The 23,704-nt window shown below is 62.2% G+C and carries 28 protein-coding genes and 1 tRNA gene; 23 read left to right on the forward strand and 6 right to left on the reverse strand.

Translation table 11 applies throughout. The features are described 5' to 3' along the window. Positions 1-55: 55 nt before the first annotated feature. The 11 genes from B0G82_RS07930 (at position 56) to tatC (ending at position 6,881) form a co-directional block, all read left to right on the forward strand. Positions 56-676 (forward strand): MarC family protein, encoded by a 621-nt coding sequence (locus B0G82_RS07930; protein WP_116143896.1) that lies wholly within the window; start codon positions 56-58, stop codon positions 674-676. Then, positions 673-1,314, forward strand: a complete 642-nt coding sequence (hisH, locus tag B0G82_RS07935; protein ID WP_116143897.1) for an imidazole glycerol phosphate synthase subunit HisH — start codon at positions 673-675, stop codon at positions 1,312-1,314. Before B0G82_RS07930 ends, hisH begins: the two co-directional genes overlap by 4 nt. Positions 1,315-1,528: 214 nt before the next feature. After that, positions 1,529-2,281 (forward strand): 1-(5-phosphoribosyl)-5-[(5-phosphoribosylamino)methylideneamino]imidazole-4-carboxamide isomerase, encoded by a 753-nt coding sequence (gene hisA / locus B0G82_RS07940; protein WP_106284196.1) that lies wholly within the window; start codon positions 1,529-1,531, stop codon positions 2,279-2,281. A gap of 237 nt (positions 2,282-2,518) precedes the next feature. Beyond that, positions 2,519-3,292, forward strand: a complete 774-nt coding sequence (gene hisF / locus B0G82_RS07945; RefSeq protein ID WP_013589770.1) for an imidazole glycerol phosphate synthase subunit HisF — start codon at positions 2,519-2,521, stop codon at positions 3,290-3,292. Position 3,293: 1 nt separating this feature from the next. Then, positions 3,294-3,704 carry a phosphoribosyl-AMP cyclohydrolase gene (gene hisI / locus B0G82_RS07950; RefSeq protein WP_181196648.1) on the forward strand — a complete coding sequence of 137 codons (411 nt, stop codon included), beginning with the start codon at positions 3,294-3,296 and terminating at the stop codon, positions 3,702-3,704. Beyond that, a complete protein-coding gene (locus B0G82_RS07955) occupies positions 3,701-4,096 on the forward strand; it encodes a phosphoribosyl-ATP diphosphatase (protein ID WP_116143898.1) in 396 nt (131 codons plus the stop codon). The genes hisI and B0G82_RS07955 overlap by 4 nt, the downstream gene beginning before the upstream one ends. Positions 4,097-4,189: 93 nt before the next feature. Next, complete coding sequence (locus B0G82_RS07960) at positions 4,190-4,585, forward strand: hypothetical protein (RefSeq protein WP_106284198.1); 396 nt, start codon at positions 4,190-4,192, stop codon at positions 4,583-4,585. Between the two features lie 81 nt (positions 4,586-4,666). Next, the gene (locus tag B0G82_RS07965) at positions 4,667-5,032 is read left to right on the forward strand and encodes a histidine triad nucleotide-binding protein (protein ID WP_106284199.1); all 366 of its coding nucleotides are present in this window, start codon (positions 4,667-4,669) and stop codon (positions 5,030-5,032) included. Positions 5,033-5,269: 237 nt separating this feature from the next. Further along, positions 5,270-5,509: a Sec-independent protein translocase subunit TatA gene (gene tatA / locus B0G82_RS07970; RefSeq protein ID WP_106284200.1), complete on the forward strand. Its 240-nt coding sequence runs from the start codon at positions 5,270-5,272 to the stop codon at positions 5,507-5,509. A 39-nt stretch (positions 5,510-5,548) separates the two neighbouring features. Then, a complete protein-coding gene (gene tatB, locus B0G82_RS07975) occupies positions 5,549-6,067 on the forward strand; it encodes a Sec-independent protein translocase protein TatB (protein WP_116118401.1) in 519 nt (172 codons plus the stop codon). A gap of 34 nt (positions 6,068-6,101) precedes the next feature. After that, positions 6,102-6,881, forward strand: coding sequence for a twin-arginine translocase subunit TatC (gene tatC / locus B0G82_RS07980; RefSeq protein ID WP_106284202.1), 780 nt, complete (start codon positions 6,102-6,104; stop codon positions 6,879-6,881). A gap of 135 nt (positions 6,882-7,016) precedes the next feature. Here the strand turns inward: tatC and B0G82_RS07985 are convergent, their stop codons facing one another. Next, entirely contained in the window at positions 7,017-8,240 is a 1,224-nt protein-coding gene (locus B0G82_RS07985) for a Do family serine endopeptidase (protein ID WP_121307100.1), read from the reverse strand. Positions 8,241-8,259: 19 nt separating this feature from the next. Between B0G82_RS07985 and B0G82_RS07990 the strand changes: the two genes are divergently transcribed. From B0G82_RS07990 to B0G82_RS08025, 8 genes are all read left to right on the forward strand, one after another. Further along, on the forward strand, positions 8,260-9,006 hold the full coding sequence (locus tag B0G82_RS07990; protein WP_121307101.1) for a Nif3-like dinuclear metal center hexameric protein: 747 nt from the start codon (positions 8,260-8,262) through the stop codon (positions 9,004-9,006). Between the two features lie 230 nt (positions 9,007-9,236). Next, on the forward strand, positions 9,237-9,857 hold the full coding sequence (gene petA / locus B0G82_RS07995; RefSeq protein ID WP_012434493.1) for a ubiquinol-cytochrome c reductase iron-sulfur subunit: 621 nt from the start codon (positions 9,237-9,239) through the stop codon (positions 9,855-9,857). Then, positions 9,857-11,236 carry a cytochrome bc complex cytochrome b subunit gene (locus B0G82_RS08000; RefSeq protein WP_121307102.1) on the forward strand — a complete coding sequence of 460 codons (1,380 nt, stop codon included), beginning with the start codon at positions 9,857-9,859 and terminating at the stop codon, positions 11,234-11,236. The genes petA and B0G82_RS08000 overlap by 1 nt, the downstream gene beginning before the upstream one ends. A 21-nt stretch (positions 11,237-11,257) precedes the next feature. Beyond that, complete coding sequence (locus tag B0G82_RS08005) at positions 11,258-12,013, forward strand: cytochrome c1 (RefSeq protein ID WP_116143903.1); 756 nt, start codon at positions 11,258-11,260, stop codon at positions 12,011-12,013. Between the two features lie 95 nt (positions 12,014-12,108). Continuing rightward, complete coding sequence (locus tag B0G82_RS08010; protein ID WP_006052302.1) at positions 12,109-12,720, forward strand: glutathione S-transferase N-terminal domain-containing protein; 612 nt, start codon at positions 12,109-12,111, stop codon at positions 12,718-12,720. Between the two features lie 69 nt (positions 12,721-12,789). Next, positions 12,790-13,299 (forward strand): ClpXP protease specificity-enhancing factor, encoded by a 510-nt coding sequence (locus tag B0G82_RS08015; RefSeq protein ID WP_121307103.1) that lies wholly within the window; start codon positions 12,790-12,792, stop codon positions 13,297-13,299. A 19-nt stretch (positions 13,300-13,318) separates the two neighbouring features. Beyond that, positions 13,319-13,394: transfer RNA gene (locus B0G82_RS08020), tRNA-Thr, on the forward strand. A gap of 392 nt (positions 13,395-13,786) precedes the next feature. Beyond that, positions 13,787-14,911 (forward strand): class I SAM-dependent methyltransferase, encoded by a 1,125-nt coding sequence (locus B0G82_RS08025; protein ID WP_121307104.1) that lies wholly within the window; start codon positions 13,787-13,789, stop codon positions 14,909-14,911. A gap of 52 nt (positions 14,912-14,963) precedes the next feature. Here the strand turns inward: B0G82_RS08025 and B0G82_RS08030 are convergent, their stop codons facing one another. Beyond that, entirely contained in the window at positions 14,964-16,229 is a 1,266-nt protein-coding gene (locus B0G82_RS08030; RefSeq protein ID WP_121308638.1) for a TIGR03862 family flavoprotein, read from the reverse strand. Positions 16,230-16,611: 382 nt separating this feature from the next. Here B0G82_RS08030 and B0G82_RS08035 point away from each other — a divergent pair, with 382 nt between their 5' ends. Further along, positions 16,612-16,821, forward strand: coding sequence for a DUF1059 domain-containing protein (locus tag B0G82_RS08035; protein WP_106284210.1), 210 nt, complete (start codon positions 16,612-16,614; stop codon positions 16,819-16,821). 90 nt (positions 16,822-16,911) lie between these two features. Here the strand turns inward: B0G82_RS08035 and B0G82_RS08040 are convergent, their stop codons facing one another. Continuing rightward, positions 16,912-17,232: a hypothetical protein gene (locus B0G82_RS08040; protein WP_012434486.1), complete on the reverse strand. Its 321-nt coding sequence runs from the start codon at positions 17,230-17,232 to the stop codon at positions 16,912-16,914. A 383-nt stretch (positions 17,233-17,615) separates the two neighbouring features. Between B0G82_RS08040 and B0G82_RS08045 the strand changes: the two genes are divergently transcribed. Further along, the gene (locus tag B0G82_RS08045) at positions 17,616-18,452 is read left to right on the forward strand and encodes an SAM-dependent methyltransferase (RefSeq protein ID WP_116143906.1); all 837 of its coding nucleotides are present in this window, start codon (positions 17,616-17,618) and stop codon (positions 18,450-18,452) included. 59 nt (positions 18,453-18,511) lie between these two features. Here B0G82_RS08045 and B0G82_RS08050 read toward each other — a convergent pair whose 3' ends face one another. Both B0G82_RS08050 and B0G82_RS08055 read right to left on the reverse strand, forming a co-directional pair. Next, positions 18,512-19,066 carry a DUF1415 domain-containing protein gene (locus B0G82_RS08050; protein WP_106284212.1) on the reverse strand — a complete coding sequence of 185 codons (555 nt, stop codon included), beginning with the start codon at positions 19,064-19,066 and terminating at the stop codon, positions 18,512-18,514. Between the two features lie 94 nt (positions 19,067-19,160). Further along, positions 19,161-19,796 (reverse strand): TetR/AcrR family transcriptional regulator, encoded by a 636-nt coding sequence (locus B0G82_RS08055; protein WP_121307105.1) that lies wholly within the window; start codon positions 19,794-19,796, stop codon positions 19,161-19,163. A gap of 154 nt (positions 19,797-19,950) precedes the next feature. Between B0G82_RS08055 and B0G82_RS08060 the strand changes: the two genes are divergently transcribed. Together B0G82_RS08060 and B0G82_RS08065 are read left to right on the forward strand one after the other, a co-directional pair. Continuing rightward, positions 19,951-21,234: an MFS transporter gene (locus tag B0G82_RS08060; RefSeq protein WP_121307106.1), complete on the forward strand. Its 1,284-nt coding sequence runs from the start codon at positions 19,951-19,953 to the stop codon at positions 21,232-21,234. A 227-nt stretch (positions 21,235-21,461) separates the two neighbouring features. Continuing rightward, positions 21,462-22,055, forward strand: coding sequence for a nitroreductase family protein (locus B0G82_RS08065; protein WP_181196649.1), 594 nt, complete (start codon positions 21,462-21,464; stop codon positions 22,053-22,055). 57 nt (positions 22,056-22,112) lie between these two features. Here B0G82_RS08065 and B0G82_RS08070 read toward each other — a convergent pair whose 3' ends face one another. Beyond that, positions 22,113-23,588, reverse strand: coding sequence for an MFS transporter (locus tag B0G82_RS08070; RefSeq protein ID WP_121307107.1), 1,476 nt, complete (start codon positions 23,586-23,588; stop codon positions 22,113-22,115). Positions 23,589-23,704 lie beyond the last annotated feature (116 nt).

Consider the following 23,704-nt stretch of genomic DNA (forward strand, 5'->3'; position numbering starts at 1 on the left):
CAACTCAATTACCAGGACCGGGACCCGCGTCGAGTGCGCGCGCTCCCGGTGTGCGATGGACATTCTGAAGTCGTTTATTTCGCTGCTGGCGTTGATCAACCCGGTCGGCGCCATCCCGTTCTTCATGAGCCTGACGGCGAATCAGAGCGACGCCGAGCGGCGTAGAACCATTCGCATTGCGGCGATCTCGGTGTTCTGCGTGATCGCGATCACCACGCTGCTCGGGCAGCAGATCATCAGCTTCTTCGGCATTTCGGTCGGCTCGCTCGAAGTGGGCGGCGGAATCATCATGCTGCTGATGGCGATCAACATGCTGAACGCGCAGATCGGCAACAGCCGTTCGACGCCGGAAGAACGCCATGAAGCCGAGCAGAAGGACAACATCGCGGTCGTGCCGCTCGCGATTCCTTTGCTCACCGGTCCGGGCGCGATCAGCACTACGATCATCTACGCGGCCGGCTCGGCGCATTGGTACGACCGGATCAGCCTCGTCGCGATCGGCGCGGTGTTGGCGGCGATCTGCTTTTTTTCGCTGCGGCTCGCCGAACCGATTGCCCGCTGGGTCGGTCGCACGGGTATCAACATCGGCACGCGGCTCATGGGTTTGATGTTATCGGCGCTGGCGGTGGAATTCATCGTCGATGGATTGAAGGCATTGCTGCCTAACTTGAAATGAAAACTTCGATAGCGATTGTGGATTACGGAATGGGCAACCTGCGTTCGGTCGCCCAGGCACTGCGCAAAGCCGCGCCGGAAGCGGACGTGGCGATCGTCGACCGGCCGGAAGCGATTCGCGCGGCCGACCGCGTCGTGCTGCCCGGCCAGGGTGCGATGCCCGACTGCATGCGCAGTCTGGCCGAGTCCGGCCTGCAGGAAGCGGTGATCGAGGCGTCGCGCAGCAAGCCGCTGATGGGCGTGTGCGTCGGCGAGCAGATGCTGTTCGACTGGAGCGCGGAGGGCGACACGCCCGGCTTGGGCCTGTTGCCCGGCAAGGTGCTGCGCTTTGACCTGGAAGGCCAATTGCAGGACGACGGTTCGCGCTTCAAAGTCCCGCAAATGGGCTGGAACCGCGTGCGCCAGGCGCAGCCGCATCCGCTGTGGGACGGCGTCGCGGACAACGCGTTCTTCTACTTCGTGCACAGTTATTACGTGGCGCCGGACAACGCCGCCCATACCTCGGGCGAAACAGTGTACGGTGTGCCCTTTACCTCGGCGGTGGCGCGGGATAACATCTTCGCGACCCAATTCCACCCGGAAAAGAGCGCCGAAGCGGGGCTGCGCGTGTATCGCAACTTCGTGCACTGGAACCCGTGAGCGCCTTTCTTCACCCTGTTGCCGTGCGTCGCTCCGCCACAAGCGGACCGTATGTCGCGCGCCGCAATCGCAACATCATGCTTTCGCTGCCTCACGACGCCACGCAAGGGCGTCGAAAGAGTTGTACTAAACTAGCGAAACGGCGTCCCGGCGGGCTGGATCACCAGCCGCCGCCGCCGACCTTCAACCCCTTCCCAGACAACACCCGATTGCTATGCTGCTGATTCCCGCCATCGACCTGAAAGACGGTCAGTGTGTACGCCTCAAACAGGGCGATATGGACCAGGCGACGATATTTTCCGAGGAACCGGCGGCCATGGCCCGACACTGGGTCGAGCGCGGTGCCCGGCGTCTCCACCTCGTCGACCTGAATGGCGCGTTCGCCGGCAAGCCGAAGAACGAAGACGCGATTCGCGCGATCATCGAGGAAGTGGGCGGCGAGATTCCCGTGCAACTGGGCGGCGGCATTCGCGACCTGAACACGATCGAGCGCTATCTGGACGACGGTTTGTCGTACGTGATCATCGGCACGGCGGCGGTGAAGAACCCCGGCTTTCTGCAGGATGCCTGCACGGCGTTCGGCGGCCATATCATCGTCGGACTGGATGCGAAAGACGGCAAGGTCGCGACCGACGGTTGGAGCAAGCTGACCGGCCACGAAGTGGCCGATCTCGCGCGCAAGTTCGAGGACTACGGCTGCGAATCGATCATTTACACCGACATCGGCCGCGACGGCATGCTTCAGGGCATCAACATCGAAGCGACGGTGCGCCTTGCGCGCGCGGTGAAGATTCCGGTGATCGCGAGCGGCGGCTTGTCCAACCTCACCGACATCGAATCGCTGTGCGAAGTCGAAGACGAAGGCATCGAAGGCGTGATCTGCGGCCGGGCGATTTACTCGGGCGATCTCGACTTCGCGGCGGCGCAAACCCTCGCGGACCGGCTGCGCGAGTCGGACGACGCTTAAGGCTGCTCAGGCGAACCTTCAGGCTCGCCGCCCGCGTCTCGCGTTTCCGGCCGGCGTCGCGGTGAACGAATCGCCGGCAGCCGAAACGGACGCGGTAATGCACCGGCAGAGTGCCTCAGGCCGTCCGCGTGCGACTCACCGGCGGCGCAGCGCGACTGCGCCGCGCCGACCTTGCGCCGCTCGTTGAAGTTCCAAAGCGAGCGGCCTCATCAGCGGTATTGGCAGAATTGCAAGATCATGGCTCTAGCTAAACGCATCATTCCCTGTCTCGACGTCACGGCTGGCCGCGTGGTCAAGGGCGTCAACTTCGTCGAACTGCGCGATGCGGGCGACCCGGTTGAAATCGCCCGCCGCTACGACGATCAGGGCGCCGACGAACTCACCTTCCTCGACATCACCGCGACCTCGGATCAGCGCGATCTGATCCTGCCGATCATTGAGGCCGTCGCCTCGCAAGTGTTCATTCCGCTGACGGTCGGCGGCGGCGTGCGCGCCGTCGAAGACGTGCGGCGCCTGCTGAACGCGGGCGCGGACAAGATCAGCATGAACTCGTCGGCGGTGGCGAATCCGCAGCTCGTGAAAGACGCCACGGACAAATACGGCTCGCAGTGCATCGTCGTCGCAATCGACGCGAAGCGCGTCTCCGCGGACGGCGAGCCGCCGCGCTGGGAAGTCTTCACGCACGGCGGGCGCAAGGCCACCGGCCTTGAAGCCGTCGAATGGGCGCGCAAGATGGCCGAACTCGGCGCGGGTGAAATCCTGCTCACCAGCATGGATCGCGACGGCACCAAGAGCGGCTTCGACCTCGCGCTCACGCGCGCAGTGTCGGACGCCGTACCGATTCCAGTAATCGCTTCGGGCGGCGTAGGCAACCTGCAACATCTGGCCGACGGCATCAAAAGCGGCCACGCGGACGCGGTGCTCGCCGCGAGCATCTTCCACTACGGCGAACACACCGTGGGCGAGGCCAAGCGCTTCATGGCCGATCAGGGCATTTCGGTGAGGTTGTGACGTGGTGAATCCCTCGGCAGTCAATTGGCTCGACAAGGTCAAGTGGGACGTGAACGGCCTCGTGCCCGTGATCGCGCAGGAAGCGTCGACGAACGACGTACTCATGTTCGCGTGGATGAACCGCGAAGCCCTGGCGAAAACCATCGAAACTCATCGCGCGGTGTATTTCTCGCGTTCGCGCCAACGCCTGTGGTTCAAGGGCGAAGAGTCCGGCCACGTGCAGCATGTGCACGAAGTGCGGCTCGATTGTGACGAAGACGTCGTGCTGCTGAAAGTGGAGCAGGTATCGGGCATTGCCTGCCACACTGGCCGCCACTCGTGCTTTTTCCAGAAATTCGAAGGCTCTGTGGATGACGGCGACTGGGTCGCCGTCGATCCCGTGCTGAAAGACCCCGAACACATCTACAAATGACGCAATCCACGCAAACCACGTTGTCCAATTCCACGTCAACGACTGACACGCTGATGCGCCTCGCGGCGATCATCGACAGCCGCAAGGGCGGCGATCCGGACGTGTCGTACGTGTCGCGCCTGTTCCACAAGGGCGACGACGCGGTGCTGAAGAAGATCGGCGAAGAAGCCACCGAAGTCGTGCTGGCCGCCAAGGACGCACGCCACGGTGGCGCGCCGAAGGCGCTGGTGGGCGAAGTCGCGGACCTGTGGTTCCACTGCCTCGTAATGCTGTCGCACTTCGATCTGAGCCCGGCGGACGTGCTCGCCGAACTGGAGCGCCGCGAAGGCATGTCGGGTATCGAGGAAAAGGCGCTGCGCAAGAGCCGCGACCGCGAGCAGAACGGCGACTGATCGTAGTGGGTCCGCGCTTGCGTGTTGAAGTGCAGGGCACCGGCGCCCATATTGCAGGAACGCATCGGATCGCATCCTTGGGAGGACGCAAGCATGGAACAGTCGCACGAGAGGTATCCGCCGCCGGCCTATCGCAATGCTCTCGAGCCTGAGCGCGAGCGCAGCCTGCGTACGCTCACCCACGTGCTGTACGCGCTTTATGCGGTCCACTGGCTGACGGGCGGCCTGACGATCCTGATCGCGATCATCATCAACTACGTGAAGCGGCCCGACGTGGTGGGCACGCCGTACGAGGCCCATTTCGAGTGGCAGATCCGCTCCTTCTGGATGGCTTTGCTGGGCTATGCGATCGGCGGCGTGCTGCTGTTCGTGGTGATCGGCATTCCGGTTCTGTGGGCCGTGAGCATCTGGATGTTGTACCGTATTATCAAGGGCTGGCTGTATCTGTACGATAACAAGCCGCTCGCGAATCCGCGGGGCTGGTTCTAGGTTTCGTCCGATGGTTGCCGGGCCTGACATGAATCGCGCCGCGTCGGCTTCGCGCTTCAGCCATACTGTGTCAGGAATACGATGAGCCACGACCCGAACTGCCTTTTCTGCAAGATTGCCGCCGGCGAGATCCCGTCGACCAAGGTCCACGAAGACGACGAGTTCGTCGCCTTCCGCGACATTCGGCCGGCCGCGGATACGCATGTGCTGGTGATTCCGCGCAAGCACATCGCCACCCTATCGAGCTGCACCGAGAGCGATGCACCGCTGCTTGGTAGAATGCTGGTCCTGGCAGCGCGTTTGGCCGATCAACTGGGCGTGGCGTACACCGGCGGCGAAACGGGTTTTCGCACGGTAATCAATACCGGTCCGGGCGGCGGCCAGGAGGTCTATCACCTGCACGCGCACATTCTCGCGGGACCGCGCCCCTGGCAGCGCATGGGTTGACCCGGCAGTGCGGGGGTGTGTAGCGAGTTTTGGTCGCGGACAATAGCGCGGCCGTTGTTTTTGCCGCATTGTAACGACGCCGACGCGATCGTCTGGTCACAATGACATTCCGTGTCGCGGGTTGCAGCCGAAAAGGTCGCGGTAACGTATAGATGAAGCGTACGCGCTTCGATTCATGCCGCAAGGCGCCCGAGTTTCGCCGCATCCGGTGCGGTATCGGGGTTAAGGAGAGTAGTCATGGGTTCGTTGAGTATTTGGCATTGGCTGATCGTGTTGTTGATCGTAGCGCTCGTGTTCGGCACGAAGAAGCTGCGCAATATCGGCACCGATCTGGGTGGCGCGGTGAAGGGCTTCAAGGAAGGCATCAAGGAAGGCGAAACGCCGGCAGCCGAAGCGCAGCAGCGCGAACTGCCGCGCAACGGCGCCGTGGACGTGGAAGCAAAGGAAAAGACGCCGCGTTCCGGCGATTACCGCTAAGCCGCGGCTTACCCGCGTTACTGACGGACATTCCACTTCATGCTGGACCTCGGTCTAACCAAGATGGCGCTGATCGGCGTCGTCGCGCTGGTCGTACTCGGGCCTGAGCGCCTGCCACGCGTCGCCCGCACGGCCGGGGCGTTGTTCGGCCGCGCGCAGCGGTATATCAACGACGTGAAGGCCGAAGTCACGCGCGAAATCGAACTCGACGAATTGCGTCGGATGAAAAGCGAGTTCGAGGCCGCCGCGACCAACGTCCAGACCTCCGTTCAGGACAACCTGCGCAAGCACGAGTCCGAAATGAACGACGCGTGGAACAGCGGCTCGTCGGTGTCGCCGAGCATTGCCGGTGGCGCGCTCGAAGATGCCGGCAATACGTCGTGGTCGGGCAGCACGCCCGCTGCGGCGGCCAAACGCAAGAACTGGCGCGTCAAGCAGACGGCCATGCCCACCTGGTACAAGCGCGCGACCACGCGCCGCACGCGTGTGCAGTCGGGTGCGGCGCGCGTGGCAAGGCATACGCCGACCAGCATGCGTCGTCCGACGCGGTTCTTCTGATGATCAGAACGACAATCTCTAACCGAGGGCCGGCGTGAGCGACCCCCAGCAAACCCAGGACGAAGGCACTGAAGAGACCTTCATTTCCCACCTCGTTGAATTGCGCGACCGCATCATTCGCGCCGGCCTTGCCGTTGTCGTGGTGTTCGTCGGACTCGTGTACTGGGCGCCGGATATCTTCCGGTTGCTGGCGCGGCCTTTGATGCAGAACTTGCCGAAGGACGGCAAGATGATTGTCACCGACGTCACCGGTTCGTTCTTCGTGCCGATGAAGGTGACCATGCTGGTGGCCTTCGTGATCGCGCTGCCGATCGTGCTCTATCAGATCTGGGCGTTCGTCGCGCCGGGTCTTTACCAGCACGAGAAGAAGCTGGTCGGGCCGCTGGTGGGCAGCAGCTACACGCTGTTCCTGTGCGGCATGGCGTTCGCGTACTTCGTGGTGTTCCCGACCATTTTCCGTGTGATGGCGCACTACAACGCGCCGCTGGGCGCGGAAATGACCACGGACATCGACAATTACCTGAGCTTCGTGTTGACCATGTTCATTGCGTTCGGCGTGACGTTCGAAGTGCCGATCGTCGTGGTGCTACTGGTGCGCATGAACGTGGTGACGCTCAAGAAGCTCAAGGAGATTCGACCGTATGTGATCGTCGGCGCCTTCGTGATTTCGGCCGTGGTCACGCCGCCGGACGTGTTCTCGCAACTGATTCTGGCGATTCCGCTGATCGTGCTGTACGAGGCGGGGATCATCGCGGCGCGGTTGATCGTCGGCAAGCAGCCGGTGGTGATCGAAGACGCGAGCGCGTCGGAATGATGGTCTAGCGCTTCAGCGAACGCACGCAAACAAAAAGGGCAGTTCATAGTGAACTGCCCTTTTTGTTTGGCACACGGCGCATGGCTTGTGCTTGCTTATTGCGAGACGTTGGATTCGATTTGCCTTTCGCTAAGGTCAGCCGCCGTCGTCGTCCTGATCGCCGTTGCCGCCGCCATTGTCCTCGGCCGGCTGCTTCGGCGGAGGCGGGCGTTTGCCTATGGTGACCTCCAGATCCATCTCATGGCTCTTGCGCACGAGATGCACCTTCGCCGCCGTGCCCGGCTTGATCTGCGCGATCACGTTCAGAAGACGCGTGGTGTCGGTAATTTCCTGACCGTTCACGCTCATGAGAATGTCGCCCGGCTTGATGCCCGCACGGTCAGCGGGGCCGTTCTTCAGCACGCCTGCGACAATCGCGCCCGACTTTTGCTCCAGCCCGAACGACTCGGCGATCTCCGGTGTGACGTCCTGCGGTTCGACGCCGATCCAGCCGCGCGTGACCGAACCCGTGGTGATGATGCTCTCGAGTACGCTCCTCGCGGTCGAGACGGGAATCGCAAAGCCAATGCCGAGCGAGCCGCCCGAGCGGGAATAGATCGCGGTGTTGATGCCGAGCAGATTGCCGTTCACGTCGACGAGCGCGCCGCCCGAGTTGCCCGGATTGATTGCCGCATCGGTCTGAATGAAGTTTTCGAACGTGTTGATGCCGAGGTGATTGCGCCCGAGCGCGCTGACAATGCCCATGGTCACCGTCTGGCCGACGCCGAACGGATTGCCGATGGCGAGCACCACGTCGCCCACTCGCGTCTGGTCCATGCGGCCGAGCGTGATGGTGGGCAGGTTGGTCATGTTGACCTTGAGCACGGCCAGATCCGTTTCCGGATCGACGCCGATCACCTTCGCATTCGTGGTGCGGCCGTCGGCCAGCGCGATTTCGATCTGATCGGCGCCGTCGACGACGTGCTGGTTCGTTAGAATGTAACCTTCCGAACTCACTATCACGCCGGAGCCCAGATTGGATGCGGGTTGTTCCTGCTGCTTGCGGTTCTTGTCGCCGAAGAAGTAGCGGAACAGCGGATCTTTCGCGCGTGGGTCGGGCGGCAGTGAGCCATCCTTGCTGGAAAACACGTTGACGACCGCGGGCATGGCCTTTTGCGCGGCGTCCGCGTACGACGCCTGAGCTGGGCCGCTGCCGATGCCTGGCGCTACTTCCCGCAGCGCGACGATCGGTTCGGCGAGTTGCTTGCCGAATTGCCCTTGACGCTGGAGCCACTGCGGTTTGAGGGTCGCAATGATGAACATGAGCGCCAACAGCACGGTCACCGCTTGGGCAAAGAACAGCCAAAAGCGTCTAAGCATCTGAAGACTAGAGGTTTATATGGATCGGATCGAACTTGAATTGTACTTGAACAATCTCCTTGAAACCGCGCGCTTCAAGGACTATTGCCCCAATGGATTGCAGGTCGAAGGGCGTCGCAAGATCAATAAGCTCGCGACCGGCGTGACCGCTTCGGTGGCCTTCCTGGAGGCCGCGCTCGATTGGGGCGCGGACGCCGTGCTGGTTCATCACGGCTACTTCTGGCGCAACGAAGCGCCGCAGATCACCGGCCGCAAACACGAGCGGCTCAAGCTGCTGATCGCCAACGACCTGAACCTGTTCGCCTATCACCTGCCGCTCGACGACCATCCCGAGTTCGGCAACAACGCTCAGATTGGCCAGAAGATGGGCTGGATCAGCGACGCGCGCTTCGGCGAGAACGACCTCGGCTGGCTCGCCACGTTTCCCATGCCGATCACGCTCGCGCACTTCACCGCGCAGGTCGAGCAGACGCTCGGCCGCACGCCGCTCGTATTCGGCGACGCGGACCGCGAACTGCGCCGCGTGGGCTGGTGCACGGGCGCCGCGCAAGGCATGTTCGACGCGGCCATCAACGCGGGCGCCGACGTTTATCTGACGGGCGAAGTGTCGGAATCGGTGATGCACACGTCGGCGGAAAGCGGCGTCGCGTTTCTCGCAGCGGGCCACCATGCCACCGAGCGCTTCGGCGTGCAGGCGGTGGGCAAGCATCTGTCCGAGCAGTTCGATATCGAGCATCTCTTTATCGATATCCCTAATCCCGTTTGAATCGCCGAGTTACGTAAAACGCATTAGGGAAGAAAAAGGCACGAATAACGCAGAGGGCACTTAAAAGGAGGTGCGAAAAAGTTTGCGATGCGTACGGAGTAACCCTGATTTATCAAAGGCTTCGCACGGTTTTTGGCAATCGGGCCTTGTAAATGGCGACTCCATTCGCGCAAACTAGCGGCGGTAGAAGAGACGTGAAGGAAAAATCCAACTCAGAAGTGGGGCGTGTGATGCGAGACAAGGAAGATGAACGCGTCGACGGCAGCCGCCGTACCTGGCTGATAGCGACGACCGTAGCAGGTGGCATAGGAGGCGTTGCCACTGTCGTACCCTTTGTTAGTTCGTTTGCACCATCTGAAAAGGCCAAGGCAGCAGGTGCCCCGGTCGAAGTCGATATCAGTGATCTCAAGCCCGGCGACATGAAGACCGTTGCCTGGCGTGGTAAGCCCGTGTGGATCATCAACCGCACCGACCGTATGCTCGCCGATGTCCAGAAAGCCGATAACGAAGTAGCGGATCCCCACACCAAGAATCCTTTTTCGATGCCGTTGCCGGAGTACTGCAACAACGAGTTCCGTTCACGCACCGACCACAAGAACCTTTTCGTCGCCGTCGCCGTGTGCACCCATCTGGGCTGTACGCCGACACCGCGCTTCCAGGAGGGCGCGCAGCCCAATCTTCCGGACGACTGGCCAGGCGGCTTCCTGTGCCCTTGCCACGGCTCGACCTACGACATGGCCGGTCGCGTCTTCAAGAACAAACCTGCGCCGCAGAACCTCGACATCCCGCCTTACATGTTCACCTCGGCCACCGGCCTCGTGATCGGCAAGGACGAGAAAGGAGAAGCGTAATGGCGATCGAACACGAAGTAGAGACGACCGGGCTGGTCGGCTGGATCGACCGGCGCTTTCCGCTGACTTCCACCTGGAAGAAGCACGTTTCCGAGTACTACGCGCCGAAGAACTTCAACTTCTGGTACTTCTTCGGTTCGCTTGCCCTGCTGGTGCTGGTCAACCAGATCGTCACCGGCATCTTCCTCACCATGAACTACAAGCCCGACGCAACGCTCGCGTTCGCGTCGGTCGAGTACATCATGCGCGAGGTGCCGTGGGGCTGGCTGATTCGCTATATGCACTCCACGGGCGCGTCGATGTTTTTCGTCGTCGTCTACCTGCATATGTTCCGTGGGCTGATGTACGGCTCGTACCGCAAGCCGCGCGAACTGGTGTGGATTTTCGGCTGCGCGATTTTCCTCTGCCTGATGGCTGAAGCGTTTTTCGGCTATCTGCTGCCGTGGGGCCAGATGTCCTTTTGGGGCGCGCAGGTGATCGTCAACCTGTTCTCGGCGATTCCGTTCATCGGGCCGGATCTGTCGCTGTGGATTCGCGGCGACTACGTGGTCTCGGACGTCACGCTGAACCGCTTCTTCGCGTTTCACGTAATCGCGATTCCGTTGGTGCTGATCGGTCTGGTGGTCGCCCACCTGGTCGCGCTGCACGAGGTGGGATCGAACAACCCGGACGGCATCGAAATCAAGGCGAAGAAGGACCCGGACGGCATTCCGCTCGACGGCATTCCGTTCCACCCGTATTACTCGGTGCACGATTTCATGGGTGTCACGGTGTTCCTGATCATCTTCGCGGCGATCATTTTCTTCGCGCCGGAGATGGGCGGGTATTTCCTCGAAGCGAATAACTTCGTGCCGGCCAATCCGCTGCAAACGCCGCCTGAAATTGCGCCGGTGTGGTATTTCACGGCGTTCTACGCGATGCTGCGCGCCACGACGGATCCGTTCAAGATCGTGCTGATGGTGATAATCGGGTTGCTCGGCCTGCTCGCGCTGGTGCGCGCGCGCGGAAAATGGAAACTCGGCCTGCCGGTGCTCGCTGTCGTGGTGATTCTGGCCATGGCGTTCACCGAATCGAAGTTCTGGGGTGTGGTGGTGATGGGCAGCGCGGTGGTGTCGCTGTTCTTCTTGCCTTGGCTCGACCGGTCGCCGGTCAAGTCGATCCGTTACCGGCCGTTTTTTCACAAGGTGTTCTACGGGATCTTCGTGCTCGTGTTCCTGACGCTGGCCTTCCTCGGCACTAAACCGCCGTCGCCGGCCGCCACGCTGATCGCGCAGGTTTGTGCGCTGATCTACTTCGCGTTTTTCCTCGGTATGCCGTTCTGGACGCGGCTTGGCACGTTCAAGCAGCCGCCCGAGCGGGTGCGGTTCAAGCCTCACTAATCGCGAGCCAGGAGAACACGAATGAAAAAACTGCTTACGAAGTGCGCGCTGATCGGCGCGACACTGCTCGCGGTGCTGGCCGCCCCGGCATACGCGGACGAGAATTTCCCTCTCGACCGCGCGCCGGATAACGCGGAGAATTTCGCTTCCTTGCAGCACGGCGCGCAATTGTTTGTAAACTACTGCCTGAATTGCCATAGCGCGAACCTGATGCGCTACAACCGCCTGACCGACATCGGCATCAAGCCAAACGAAATTCAGGCGAACCTGCTGTTCACCACGGACAAAGTCGGCAACACCATGACCGTGGCCATGCGCCCGGACGACGCGAAAGCGTGGTTCGGCGCGAGTCCGCCGGATTTGTCGGTGGAAGCGCGGGCGCGCGGCAAGGACTGGCTGTACACGTATTTGCGCACTTTTTATCGCGACAATACGCGGCCGACCGGCTGGAACAATCTGGTGTATGAAAACGTGAGCATGCCTCACGTGCTGTGGCAGCTTCAGGGCGAACGTACCGCGAAGTTCGGGGATGAAACCGACGAAAAAACTGGCGAGACGGTACACAAATTCGTCGGCTTCCAGCAGGTCACTCCGGGGACGATGTCGCCGGTAGATTATGATTCTGCTGTGGCCGACCTCGTGTCGTACCTGTCATGGATGTCCGAACCGACCCAGAAAACCCGCAAGCAGCTTGGCGTGTGGGTGCTGATGTTCCTCGGTATCCTGAGCTTTTTCGCCTGGCGATTGAACGCCGCGTACTGGAAACATATCAAATAATCACGCCGTCACCCGGCGTGGGGCCGGCGCCAGGAAAAACCTGTTGGACGGTTTTTCCGCGCGCTGGCCTTTCAGCTTTTTGAGGAAACGTAAACATGATGGTTCTGTATTCCGGCACAACTTGCCCGTTCTCCCAGCGCTGCCGGCTGGTGTTGTTCGAAAAGGGCATGGACTTCGAGATCCGCGACGTCGACCTGTTTAACAAGCCGGAAGACATCGCCGTGATGAATCCGTATGGTCAGGTGCCGATTCTCGTCGAACGGGACCTGATTCTGTACGAATCGAACATCATCAACGAGTACATCGACGAGCGCTTCCCGCACCCGCAACTGATGCCGGCCGATCCGGTTCAGCGCGCGCGTGCCCGCCTGTTCCTGCTGAACTTCGAGAAAGAGCTGTTCGTGCACGTCGGCACGCTCGAAAACGAAAAGGGCAAGGCTGCGGAGAAGAATCACGAGAAAGCCCGTCTCGCGATCCGTGATCGTCTGACGCAACTGGCGCCGATCTTCCTGAAGAACAAGTACATGCTCGGCGAAGAGTTCTCGATGCTCGACGTCGCGATCGCACCGCTGCTGTGGCGTCTGGATCATTACGGCATCGAACTGTCGAAGAACGCCGCACCGCTGATGAAATACGCCGAGCGCATTTTCAGCCGCCCGGCTTATATCGAAGCGCTGACGCCTTCGGAAAAGGTGATGCGTCGTTGAGCTTGGCTTTTGGACGAGGGCGCCGCGCGGTTGAATGAGCGCGGGCCCGCGTCCGTTAGAGGACTGTAGATGCAAGAGATTTCCACCAAGCCCTATCTGCTGCGCGCACTCTACGAGTGGTGCACGGATAACGGCTATACGCCGCACATCGCGGTCCGGGTCGACAATCAGACGCGCGTGCCGCGTCAGTTCGTGCGCGATAACGAAATCGTGTTGAACATCAGCTTCGAGGCGACCAGCCAGCTGCAGATGGGCAACGAGTGGATCGAATTCAGCGCGCGTTTCTCCGGCAAGTCGCACAAGATCGAGGTGCCGATCGCCAATATTCTTGCGATCTATGCGCGCGAGAACGGTCAGGGCATGGCATTCCCGGTCGAGTCGGCAGGGGGTGAAGCGCAGGATTCGGGCGCGGACGCGGAAGTGGCCGACGACACCGAAGCCCCCGCGCCGCGAGCGATCGAAACGGCGCCCGCTACGGGTGCCGCCACCGCCAAAGCGGATAGCGAGACGGCCGGACCGCAGCCTGACGACGATGGCTCAAAAGGCGGCGGAAGGGCTCGCCTCAAGATCGTAAAATGAAGTAGAATCACGGCCTCATGCCGGCTTAGCTCATCAGGTAGAGCGCTTGACTTGTAATCATGAGGTGGCGGGTTCGAGTCCTGCAGCCGGCACCAGTTGTACTAAAACGGGGTTTCTGTTCAATCAGAAACCCCGTTTTTCTTGGTGCGTGCTTATCGACGAAGTCACCGTGTCCGAGGCGCTGCGCGGCGCTTCCGCCTGCAAAAGGACTGGTTTCATGAAATATCGGTGAGGCGCAAATCGGTCCAAAATCACCATATCTCTTTCACCTTGTCGATTGTGGACTGCAAAGTCTACAATTTGTCGGCCAAGGCCGGCAGATAACGCGCGTTACCCGTCCGGCCAGCGAATAGCGCACCGCGGACCCGGACGACAGAGGTACTATTCGGGCGTCAGTCGGCAACGCTTCCAAGTACTCCGGCGGGCACCGCCCCCGATGACGCGCCTCCTCAGCGCGTCGCTCCCGCAACACCGATCCCACCTCACCATGACCAGCCCCGCAACCATCACCTGGCCCGAAGCCGACGGCCCCCGCACCGCGCGTTGGCGCTCCGAAGCAGCCGTGCCGCCGCCCAAGCGCGTCATCGTTGCGGACGACCGCACCACCGCCGATTCCGCGTACCGACTCGCGTGCGAAGGGACGGCGCTCCTGTGGAACGGCGACTTTCAGAACGCTCGCCAGCTGCTGCAAGCGGTAACGCGCCGACTGGAGCGCAAGCCGCGCAAGCAGGGCGAAACGCCGCTCGACGCATTCAATCTGCATCGGCAAGCGCAGTCGCAGCGCGCGCGTACGCTCGGCATGATCCTGATTCCGCTCGACGCCACGTACACCATTCCGCTGCGCCGCGCGCCCGATGTCCAGCAAGCCTGCATCGAAACCTACGGACCGTCGAACGACGAACCGTCCGTCGTGTCGCTGCGTGAACTGCTCGGCATGATCGGCGCGCACGAGTGGCGCAAGAAGGGCGTCGAGATTCCCGCGCTGGGCGACCGGATTCATCCGCATTACGGCGTGTTCTCGCCGGTGCGCGGCGAATATGTGGATCTCGTCGCGCGCACGCCGCTGCCTTCGCTGAACAAGGCCTTCGATATCGGCACGGGCACGGGCGTGTTGTCGGCACTGCTCGCCAAACGCGGCGTAAAGAAAATCATCGCTACCGATCAGGATCCGCGCGCGCTCGCTTGCGCGCGCGAAAACCTCACGCGTCTCGGTTACGACCAGCAGGTCGACGTCGTGCAGGCCGATTTGTTTCCCGAAGGCCGCGCGCCGCTCGTGGTGTGCAATCCGCCGTGGGTGCCGGCGAGGCCCGCTTCGCCGATCGAGTACGCGATCTACGATCCGGAAAGCCGCATGCTGCTCGGCTTCCTGAACGGTTTGGCGGAGCATCTGTCGCCGGGCGGGGAAGGCTGGCTGATCATGTCGGATTTCGCCGAGCATCTCGGTTTGCGCGCGCGCGACTGGCTGCTGGCGGCCATCGACAAGGCGGGTTTGAGCGTGGTGGGCCGCGAGGACATTCGTCCGCGACACCCCAAGTCGACCGATGAAACCGATGCGCTTCACACGGCGCGTCTGGCCGAAGTGACGTCACTGTGGCGTCTGAAGGCGCGCTAAGCGGTGAGACGGATTGCGGCTCGCTCAACAGCGAGAGCAGCAATGCGGCGCCTCAGGTCGATGCGCGGCCGACGTACGCCGCCGCCCCGCGCCCTGCCGCGAGGCCGCTGGCAAAGCAGGCGGTGAGCAGGTAGCCGCCCGTCGGCGCTTCCCAGTCGAGCATTTCGCCCGCGCAGAAGACGCCGGGCAGGCGCTCGATCATCAGATGTTCGTTGAGCGCCTCGAAGGGAATGCCGCCAGCGGTGCTGATTGCTTCCGCGATCGGACGGGCGCGCGTGAGCCTTACCGGCAGCGCCTTGATCGCGTGCGCGAGACCGTTGGCGTCCGCGAAAGCTTCTTTCGACAGAATCTCATGCAACAGAGCCAGTTTTACCCCACCAATCCCGATCCGGCCGTGCAAGTGGCTCGACATCGAACGTGAGCCGCGCGGCCGCGTGACTTCGGCGACGACTCGCTCCAAAGCCAGGCCTGGCGCCAGATCGAGCATGATCGTGACATCGCCGTCAGCCAGAATCCGCTCCCGAATCTGGCTCGACAAGGCATAGATCAAACTGCCTTCGAGGCCCGTTTCGGTCAAAAGTATTTCACCTTGTCGATTGTGGACTTTACTGTCTACATCGGTGAGCGTGATGGCCACGGGCTTGACCGGTTGACCCGCGAAACGCTCGCGCAGATAGGGGCTCCAGTCCGCGTCGAAGCCGCAGTTCGCGGGCAGCAAGGGCGCGACGGGCACATCGCGCGACGCCATCAGCGGGACCCACGCGGCGTCCGAGCCGAGACGCGGCCAGCTTGCGCCGCCGAGCGCAAACACCACGGCGTCGAAGGTGACGGCTTGCTCGCCCTCGGGCGTGGCGAAACGGAGCGTATGCGTGGCGGCGTCGCCGGCTTCGGCGTCCCAGCCGCACCATTTGTGGCGCATGTGAAAACGCACGCCCGCTTCGCGCAGTCGATGCAGCCACGCCCGCAGCATCGGCGCGGCTTTCATGTCGGCCGGAAAAACGCGCCCCGAACTGCCGACGAATGTTTCCACGCCCAACTCGTGCAGCCACGCGCGCAAAGCGTCGGGATCGAAGGCCCGCACGAGCGGCGCGATCTGCTCGCGGCGCGCGCCGTAGCGGCCGAGAAACGGCTCCAGCGGCTCCGAATGCGTGATGTTCATGCCGCCTTTGCCCGCCATCAGAAACTTGCGGCCGACCGACGGCATGGCGTCATGGACGTCGACCTGCACACCTTGCTGCGCGAGCGCCTCGGCGGCCATCAAGCCGGCGGGGCCGCCGCCGATCACGGCGACGCGGGCAGAATGGAATGAGGATGGCATGCGGGCCTGCGAAAGAGCGGAAGTGGCGGCGCGCCGACGGTTCGGATGATCCGGCGGCGCGAAGGCCGCTATTTTCACACCGTGGACAGCGCAGGGCAAACGCGCGAGCGGATCGGCAGGCCGAAATAGGCTGGGTTCAGGCGCTCCTGCATCCGGCCGGTTTGCTTCGGTGCCTTTGTTATCGAGCGGCGCGACCTATACTTTTCAGACACCTTCCATCGGACGCCGCACGCGTCTTCCTCGCGTCAGACCAACTCGCCACCTTCCCCGCCACCCGGTGCTATCCGCGCAATCGGAGCCGCCGTGTCACGGCCGGCGATCTGGTCCGCGCGTCTGCTGCCTGCGTGGATGTCTGAACGTCATCTGAATCAAGGAGACCGCCATGTCCCGCAAATACATCGATTGCCGCGAGTTTCCGAGCGAAACGAACTGCACCGTCGCCCTGTCTGCCGACAGCGAGAGCGAATTGCTCGACGCCGCCGTTCAGCACGCGGTCACGGTGCACAAACATACGGATTCGCCGGAATTGCGCTCGCAACTCAAGACGCTCTTTCACGACGGCACGCCGCCGGTCGAAGCACCGCGCGCGTGAGCTGCTGTCTTTTGGGGAGCTACAGAACGAGCGACCCGCGCGAACGGCACCTTGCCGCCCGCGCGGGTCGCAGCATCGTCGAACAATGTCCTAGCCGGGGTACGCCTCGTCCACCTTCAACCCGGCGAGCTTGAAGATCACCCGCAGCGTTTGCGGCTTGATATCGCGCCGCGAAGCCAGCGTAGTCATGACGAAGTCGAGCACTTTGGCGTACTTGAGCATGGTCAGACAGGTTTCCATGTCCACGCTGCCGTCGCGCATGACTTCGGCCAGACGCAGCATCTCCGTCGAGATGTCGCGCGCCATTTCCAGCTCGAGTTGCTGCTTCTCGGACCACGCCGGGGTGGCGATCAGTTTCGCCAGCATTTCCTGAAATTTCTGTTCGACGTTTCCGTTGGGTACCGTATCCATTGCCGCCTCTTCTATTTTCCGAGCACGCGTCCGCTTGAAGTCTCGGCGCGCTGCTGGTTACGTAACGTTCGGCCCGTGTTCCGGGACCGTCCTCCCCACATGCATTCGGTTCGCGTGGTGAAAGCCACGGCCGCAGCCCGTTGTTATAGGCGCAACGCCCGGCACCATCGTGCCCGGCCGTCACGCAAGCTGCTTTTGTACCTTTCCGAAACCTTCCACGCGGCGCTTTTCGTGCAGGAAGTGTTCCAGGTTTGTGCTCTTTCTGGCATGGTTTGACGGCTCCTTCGGTCAGCAAGCCGCACTTTGGGTAAACTGGCAGCAACTTTTCCCTTTTTCCGTCGCCTGTCGCACGTTCACGCTGCAATTATTGGCGATTTCCCTCGATGTCCACCAAAACGCACGAAATCCGCCCCAACCAATCCGTCGAATTGCTGAAGGAGCTGCATATCCTCACGCGCGACGGCAAGATGAACCAGGACAGCCGTCGCAAGCTGAAACAGGTCTATCACCTGTTCCAGTTCATCGAGCCGCTGCTCAAAGACCTCCAGAGCGAGCAGGGCGCCGTGACCCTCGTCGACCACGGCGCGGGCAAGTCCTATCTAGGTTTTATCCTGTACGACCTTTTCTTCAAGGAATTTCAGGGCGATGCGGGCGGTGCGTCACACATATATGGTATTGAGACGCGCGAGGAGCTTGTCGCGAAGTCGGAGGAACTGGCCCAACGGCTGGGATTCACCGGCATGTCGTTTCTGAATCTGTCGGTGGCGGACTCGATCACGTCGGACCGCTTGCCGGCCCGGATCGACATCGTGACCGCGCTGCACGCCTGCAACACCGCAACCGACGACGCGCTGCGCTTCGCGCTCGAAAAGAAGGCGAAGTACATCGTGGTCGTGCCGTGCTGTCAGGCCGAGGTGGCGGGGGTTTTGCGGCAGAACAAGGGCAAATCGCTCGGCAACGCCCTCACGGAAATCTGGCGGCATCCGTTGCACACGCGGGAGTTCGGGAGCCAGATCACCAACGTGCTGCGGTGTTTGCAGCTTGAGGCGCACGGCTATCAGGTCAGCGTGACCGAACTGGTGGGCTGGGAGCATTCCATGAAGAATGAACTCATCATCGCCCAGTACAAGGATTTGCCGAGGCGCCGGCCGGCCGAGCGCCTGAACGAGGTGATGGAAACCCTCGGGATCGAGGAGTTGAAGGAACGGTTCTTTGTTTGAGCCTATGGGGCGGCGGCGCGCGGTCGCTTTTGCGGGACGTTGCGCGTATTAGCGCTTCATCAACGCTTCATCAACGCATTCCAGCCCGCCAGCCCGATTCGCCGGAGCGTTTCCTGATTCCGCTCGTAAATCTCTTCAGCGTCGGGAAAAGCCTGAACCGCGCGTTCGATGCTGTCCTCGCGCAGTAAATGCAAAATCGGATACGGCGCGCGATTCGTGTAGTTCTCGATATCGTCGGGCTCACTGCCTTCGAACTGATAAAACGGATGGAAGCTCGCGATCTGAACGACGCCTTCGAGCCGAAGCTGCTTGAGCATGCGTTCGGCGAAAAACAGGCAATCGTTGTAGTCGAGAAAATCGCTGAGCGCCTGCGGCACGATTAACAGCGTCGTATCCACGGCATCAGGGTCGGCGGCGACCAGCGTCTGAAGCTCGGTTTCCAGATCGGTCAGCACGCCTTCCATGTCCACGGCATCGCTGACGGCATAGCGAATCTGTCCCTTCACATGGACCGCCTTCGCAAACGGGCAGAGATTGAGGCCGATCACAGCCTCGGTCAGCCAGTGACGAGTAGCGGCAACAACGGCATCGTGGGATTCGGCGGACAACGACATGGCAGGCGGCGCGGGAGATAAAGCGCCATTTTAACGGGCGGACCGGCGTCGATTCGCGCCTCGCTCAAACAGAACGTCAAAGCAGAAAATTCGGTTAGCTGCCGCTGCCGCACGCGGCGGCGATCAACTGTGCGGCGACTTTCGGCGCAGCCAGAATGGGCCCGCATCCGGGCCCGTAGGTCTGACTGGCCGCATACACGCCTTCGATCATCAAACCCAGCGCATTGGCGAGCGCTACCGGATCGTCGGCGCCGGCCGCCGTGGTCAGCTCCGTGAGCCGCGCCATCAAGCGCGCTTTGTTGCGAAACACGAATTGCCGCGCCGGATGCGCCGCCTCCGGAAACTCCACCGACACGTTCACGAAAGGACAGCCGCGATAATCGTCGACAGACGCGCGCACCGCGAGGTCGTCGAAATATTGCTGAAGCTGCCTTGCCGGTTCGCCCGGATGTTTGGCGAAGCTCCGCTCCACATAGCTGAAGAACTGCTCGTCCTTGCGCTCCAGGTAAGCCATGACCAGCTCGTCTTTCGACGAAAATTGCCGGTACAAGCTCATCTTGTTCACGCCCGCGCGCTCGACCACCGCGTCTACGCCGACGGCTCGCACGCCCTCGCGATAGAACAACTCGTCCGCGGCACGCAGCAAGTGCTGCTGCGCCTGCGGGCCGGCGGTCTGCGCGCCGCGCGTGCGGCGCGCGACGGCCGGCTTTGGGGTTTGACTGTCCGACATGGTGACCACCTGAACTCAATTAACGCCTTGACATGTTACCGAGCAGTAACTAAGATCGCAACACCTATTGTGACTGATCTGTCACAAGTCCTTTACCGAACACGTAACAATCTAAGCGGCGTCGCCTGCGGAGCAGGTGTCGATTGGAGAATCCATGAATTGGGCAGCAAGACTGATTGGCGGACGTTTCCACTACGGCTGGTTGACCGTCGCAGTGGTTTTTCTGGTGCTGCTGGCGGCGGCCGGCACGCGCGCCACGCCGAGCGTGATGATGCTGCCGCTCGAGCATCAATTCGGCTGGAGCCGCGCAACGATTTCTCTCGCGATCTCCGTGAACATCGCGCTGTACGGTCTGATGGGACCGTTCGCGGCGGCGGCGATGCAACGTTTCGGTGTGCGCCCCACGCTGCTGGCCGCGCTGGGGACGATGGCGGCGGGCGTCGCGCTGTCGTCGCTGATGACGCATCCGTGGCAAATGGTCCTGATCTGGGGCGTGATGGTCGGTGGCTCGACGGGTGTCGCGGCGCTGTCGCTCTCGGCGACGGTTGTAACGCGCTGGTTCACCACGCGGCGCGGCCTCGTCATGGGCATTCTCACGGCAAGTTCGGCGACCGGCCAACTCGTGTTCCTGCCGATGCTCGCCGCCATCGCCGAGCACCACGGCTGGCGGCAAGTGGTGTGGGTCGTCGCCATTGCGGCCGCGGTCGTGATTCCGCTGGTGGCGTTTCTGTTGCCCGAGCGCCCGGCCGACATGAAGCTGCGCCCGTACGGCGAACCGCACGATTCGCCCATCAACAGCACCGTCACCAAGCAGAATCCGCTGGCGATCGCCTTCGGCACACTCGCCATGGCCAGCAAGACGCGCGACTTCTGGTTGCTGTTCTTCAGCTTCTTTATCTGCGGCGCGAGCACCAACGGCTATATCGGTACGCATCTGATCGCGATGTGCGGCGACTACGGCATGACGGAAGTGCAGGGCGCTTCCCTGCTTGCCGCGATGGGCATCTTCGATCTGTTCGGCACGACCCTCTCGGGCTGGTTGTCCGACCGCTTCAACAGCCGCGTGCTGCTGTTCTGGTACTACGGTCTGCGCGGGTTGTCGTTGATGTATCTGCCGCACGCGTTCGGCATCGACTTCTTCGGGTTGCCGCTGTTCGCCGTGTTCTACGGCCTCGACTGGATCGCGACCGTGCCGCCGACCGTGCGTCTGGCCACCGACGTCTACGGCAAGGAATCGGCCCCGGTGGTGTTCGGCTGGGTCGTTGCCGGGCATCAGCTCGGCGCGGCGTTCGCGGCGCTCGGCGCGGGTATGCTGCGCGCGAGCCTCGGTACGTACACGGTGGCGTCGATGATTTCCGGCGGCTTGTGCCTCGTGGCGGCGGTGATCGTGTTGCGGATCAACCGGCCCGCCAAAGTGCCGGAACCGCAGGTGGCGTAGAGCCGCACGCAATCGCCCTGCACGATGCCGGCAAATGCACCGGTTTGAAACCGCGCGCGGCTGTTCGGGCATCGCGACAACGACGGCCCCGCAAGGGGCCGTTTTGCTATCGCAGCCGGCGTTAAACAAACTGCTCGCTTGTTGGCGCACGCGTGCCGAAGCCCGGTTATGCTATGTGACCCCCGGGCAGTTGCCCGTCGATCATGAATTTCGACCGAGAGAAGCGCATGACCAACAAACCCGCCCCTACCGCAATTGCCATTCACGAGCTGATTGCAGGCCGCTGGAGCCCGCGCGCGTATTCGAGCGAGCCGGTGAGCCGCGAGCACCTGCACTCCGTGCTTGAAGCGGCACGCTGGGCGCCGTCTTCGTATAACGCGCAGCCGTGGCGTTTTCTCGTATTCGACCGCAGCGTCGATGAAGTCTCGTTCAAGCAGGCCTTCGCCACGCTGGTGCCGTTCAACCAGGGCTGGAACGCGCCCGCACCGGTGCTGATCGCGGTCACTACGCACACACTGACCAACAAGGGCGAAGTGAATCGCTGCGCACCGTACGATGCAGGCGCTGCGGCGATGGCGCTGGTTTTGCAGGCGCATGCGCTCGGCCTGGCCGCGCACCAGATGAGCGGTTTCGACCCGAACGCGTTCCGCGCCGCATTCAAGCTGCCGAACGACGTTGAAGTGATCGCGATGATTTCGCTCGGTCATTACGGCGACGTGGACAAACTGGATCCGGTTTTGCGCGAGCGCGAAAAGTCGGTGCGTCAGCGTCTGCCGCTGGCGGAAATTGCTTATGGCGGCGGCTGGAAGAAAGCGTTCTGAGCGGTTTTCAGCCTATCTATTGAGTAACGCGAACGCGCGGCGCTGACCGCGCGTTTTTTATTCGGCGTCGTCCGCGACACTCGACAGCGGCGTCGCCACGCTCTCCAGCGACTTGCGCTCCGCATCCACGCCCCAGATTGCCGCGATCACCGCCGCCGCCAGCATCAGACCCGAGCCGACCAGATAGCCGGAAAACACTTCGCTGCGCTGATGCGTGTCGATCAGCCGGCCAAAAAACGCCGGCCCGGCGATGCCGCCGAGCGCCGTGCCGAACGCGTAGAAAACCGCAATGGCCAGCGCGCGGATTTCCAGCGGAAACGATTCGCTGACGGTCAGATAAGCCGAACTCGCGGCCGCGGACGCGAAGAAGAAAATCACCATCCACGCGATCGTCTGCGTCGCGACGGTGAGCATCTGCTGCTCGAACAGGTAGCCGCTCAGCGTCAGCAGGATGCCGGAGATCGCGTAAGTCGCCGTGATCATTTTGCGCCGCCCGATCACGTCGAAGAGCCGCCCGAGCAGCAGCGGTCCTAGGAAATTGCCGAGCGCAAAGGGCATTAGATACCAGCCGATGCGGTCGCCCGGCACGTGGTAGAAATCGGTGAGCACGAGTGCGTAGGTGAAAAAGATCGCGTTGTAACAAAACGCCTGCGCGGTCATCAGCGACAGACCGACCAGCGCGCGCCTCCGGTGCACGTTAAAGAGCGTATGGAATACCTCGCGCAGCGGCGTGTGTCCGCGAGCGCGTAGGCGCAGGCGCGTGAGGTCGCTGTCGGAGAGCGCGTGGCCTTCGTTGCGAAAGCGCGTTTCGATGCCTTCGACAATCGCGCGCGCGTCGCGCTCGTCGCCGTGCGTCAGGAGCCAACGCGGGCTTTCGGGCACCCAGATGCGCATGGGCAGAATCCCCAGCGCCAGCACCGCGCCGATAAAGAAACAGGCGCGCCAGCCCCAGTCGGGCGGCAGCAGATGCGGATCGAGCAGCACCAGCGAGCCGGCCGCGCCGAGGCCCGCGCCGACCCAGAACGTGCCGTTGATGCCAAGATCGGTCCAGCCGCGCACGCGCGCCGGCGTGAATTCCTGGATCGTCGAATTGATCGCCGTATATTCGCCGCCAATCCCAGCGCCGGTCAGGAAGCGAAACAGCAGAAAACTCGCCAGATTCCACGACAGCGCGGTTGCCGCCGTCGCTGCCAGATACAGGGCGAGCGTGATGAAAAACAGCTTGCGACGTCCGAGCCGGTCGGTGAGCCAACCGAATCCCAGCGCGCCGAGCACCGCCCCGGCGATGTAGGCGCTACCGGCCAGACCGACGTCGGCGTTGGTAAAGTGCAACGATGGACTAGACTTCAACGCACTTGCGACCGCGCCCGCCAGCGTGACTTCCAGACCGTCGAGCAGCCACGTCACGCCAAGCGCCACCACGATCAGCGAGTGAAACCGGCCCCACGGCAGACGGTCGAGCCGCGAAGGCAGATCCGTTTCGACGACCGTGGCGTTTTTTTCGTGGACAGCGGCAGTAGGCGGCGCGCTCATTGCTTGAAGTCTCCTCAATTCCGAAAATTGGCGGTATATCCTGTCAAAATGAGCAATATTCGTTCCGTCGAACTGCGTGTTTGCGTTCTCGCGAGCGTGCCTGAAACGTCAGTTGA

This window comes from Paraburkholderia sp. BL17N1 (genome assembly GCF_003634175.1).
Classification (GTDB): domain Bacteria; phylum Pseudomonadota; class Gammaproteobacteria; order Burkholderiales; family Burkholderiaceae; genus Paraburkholderia.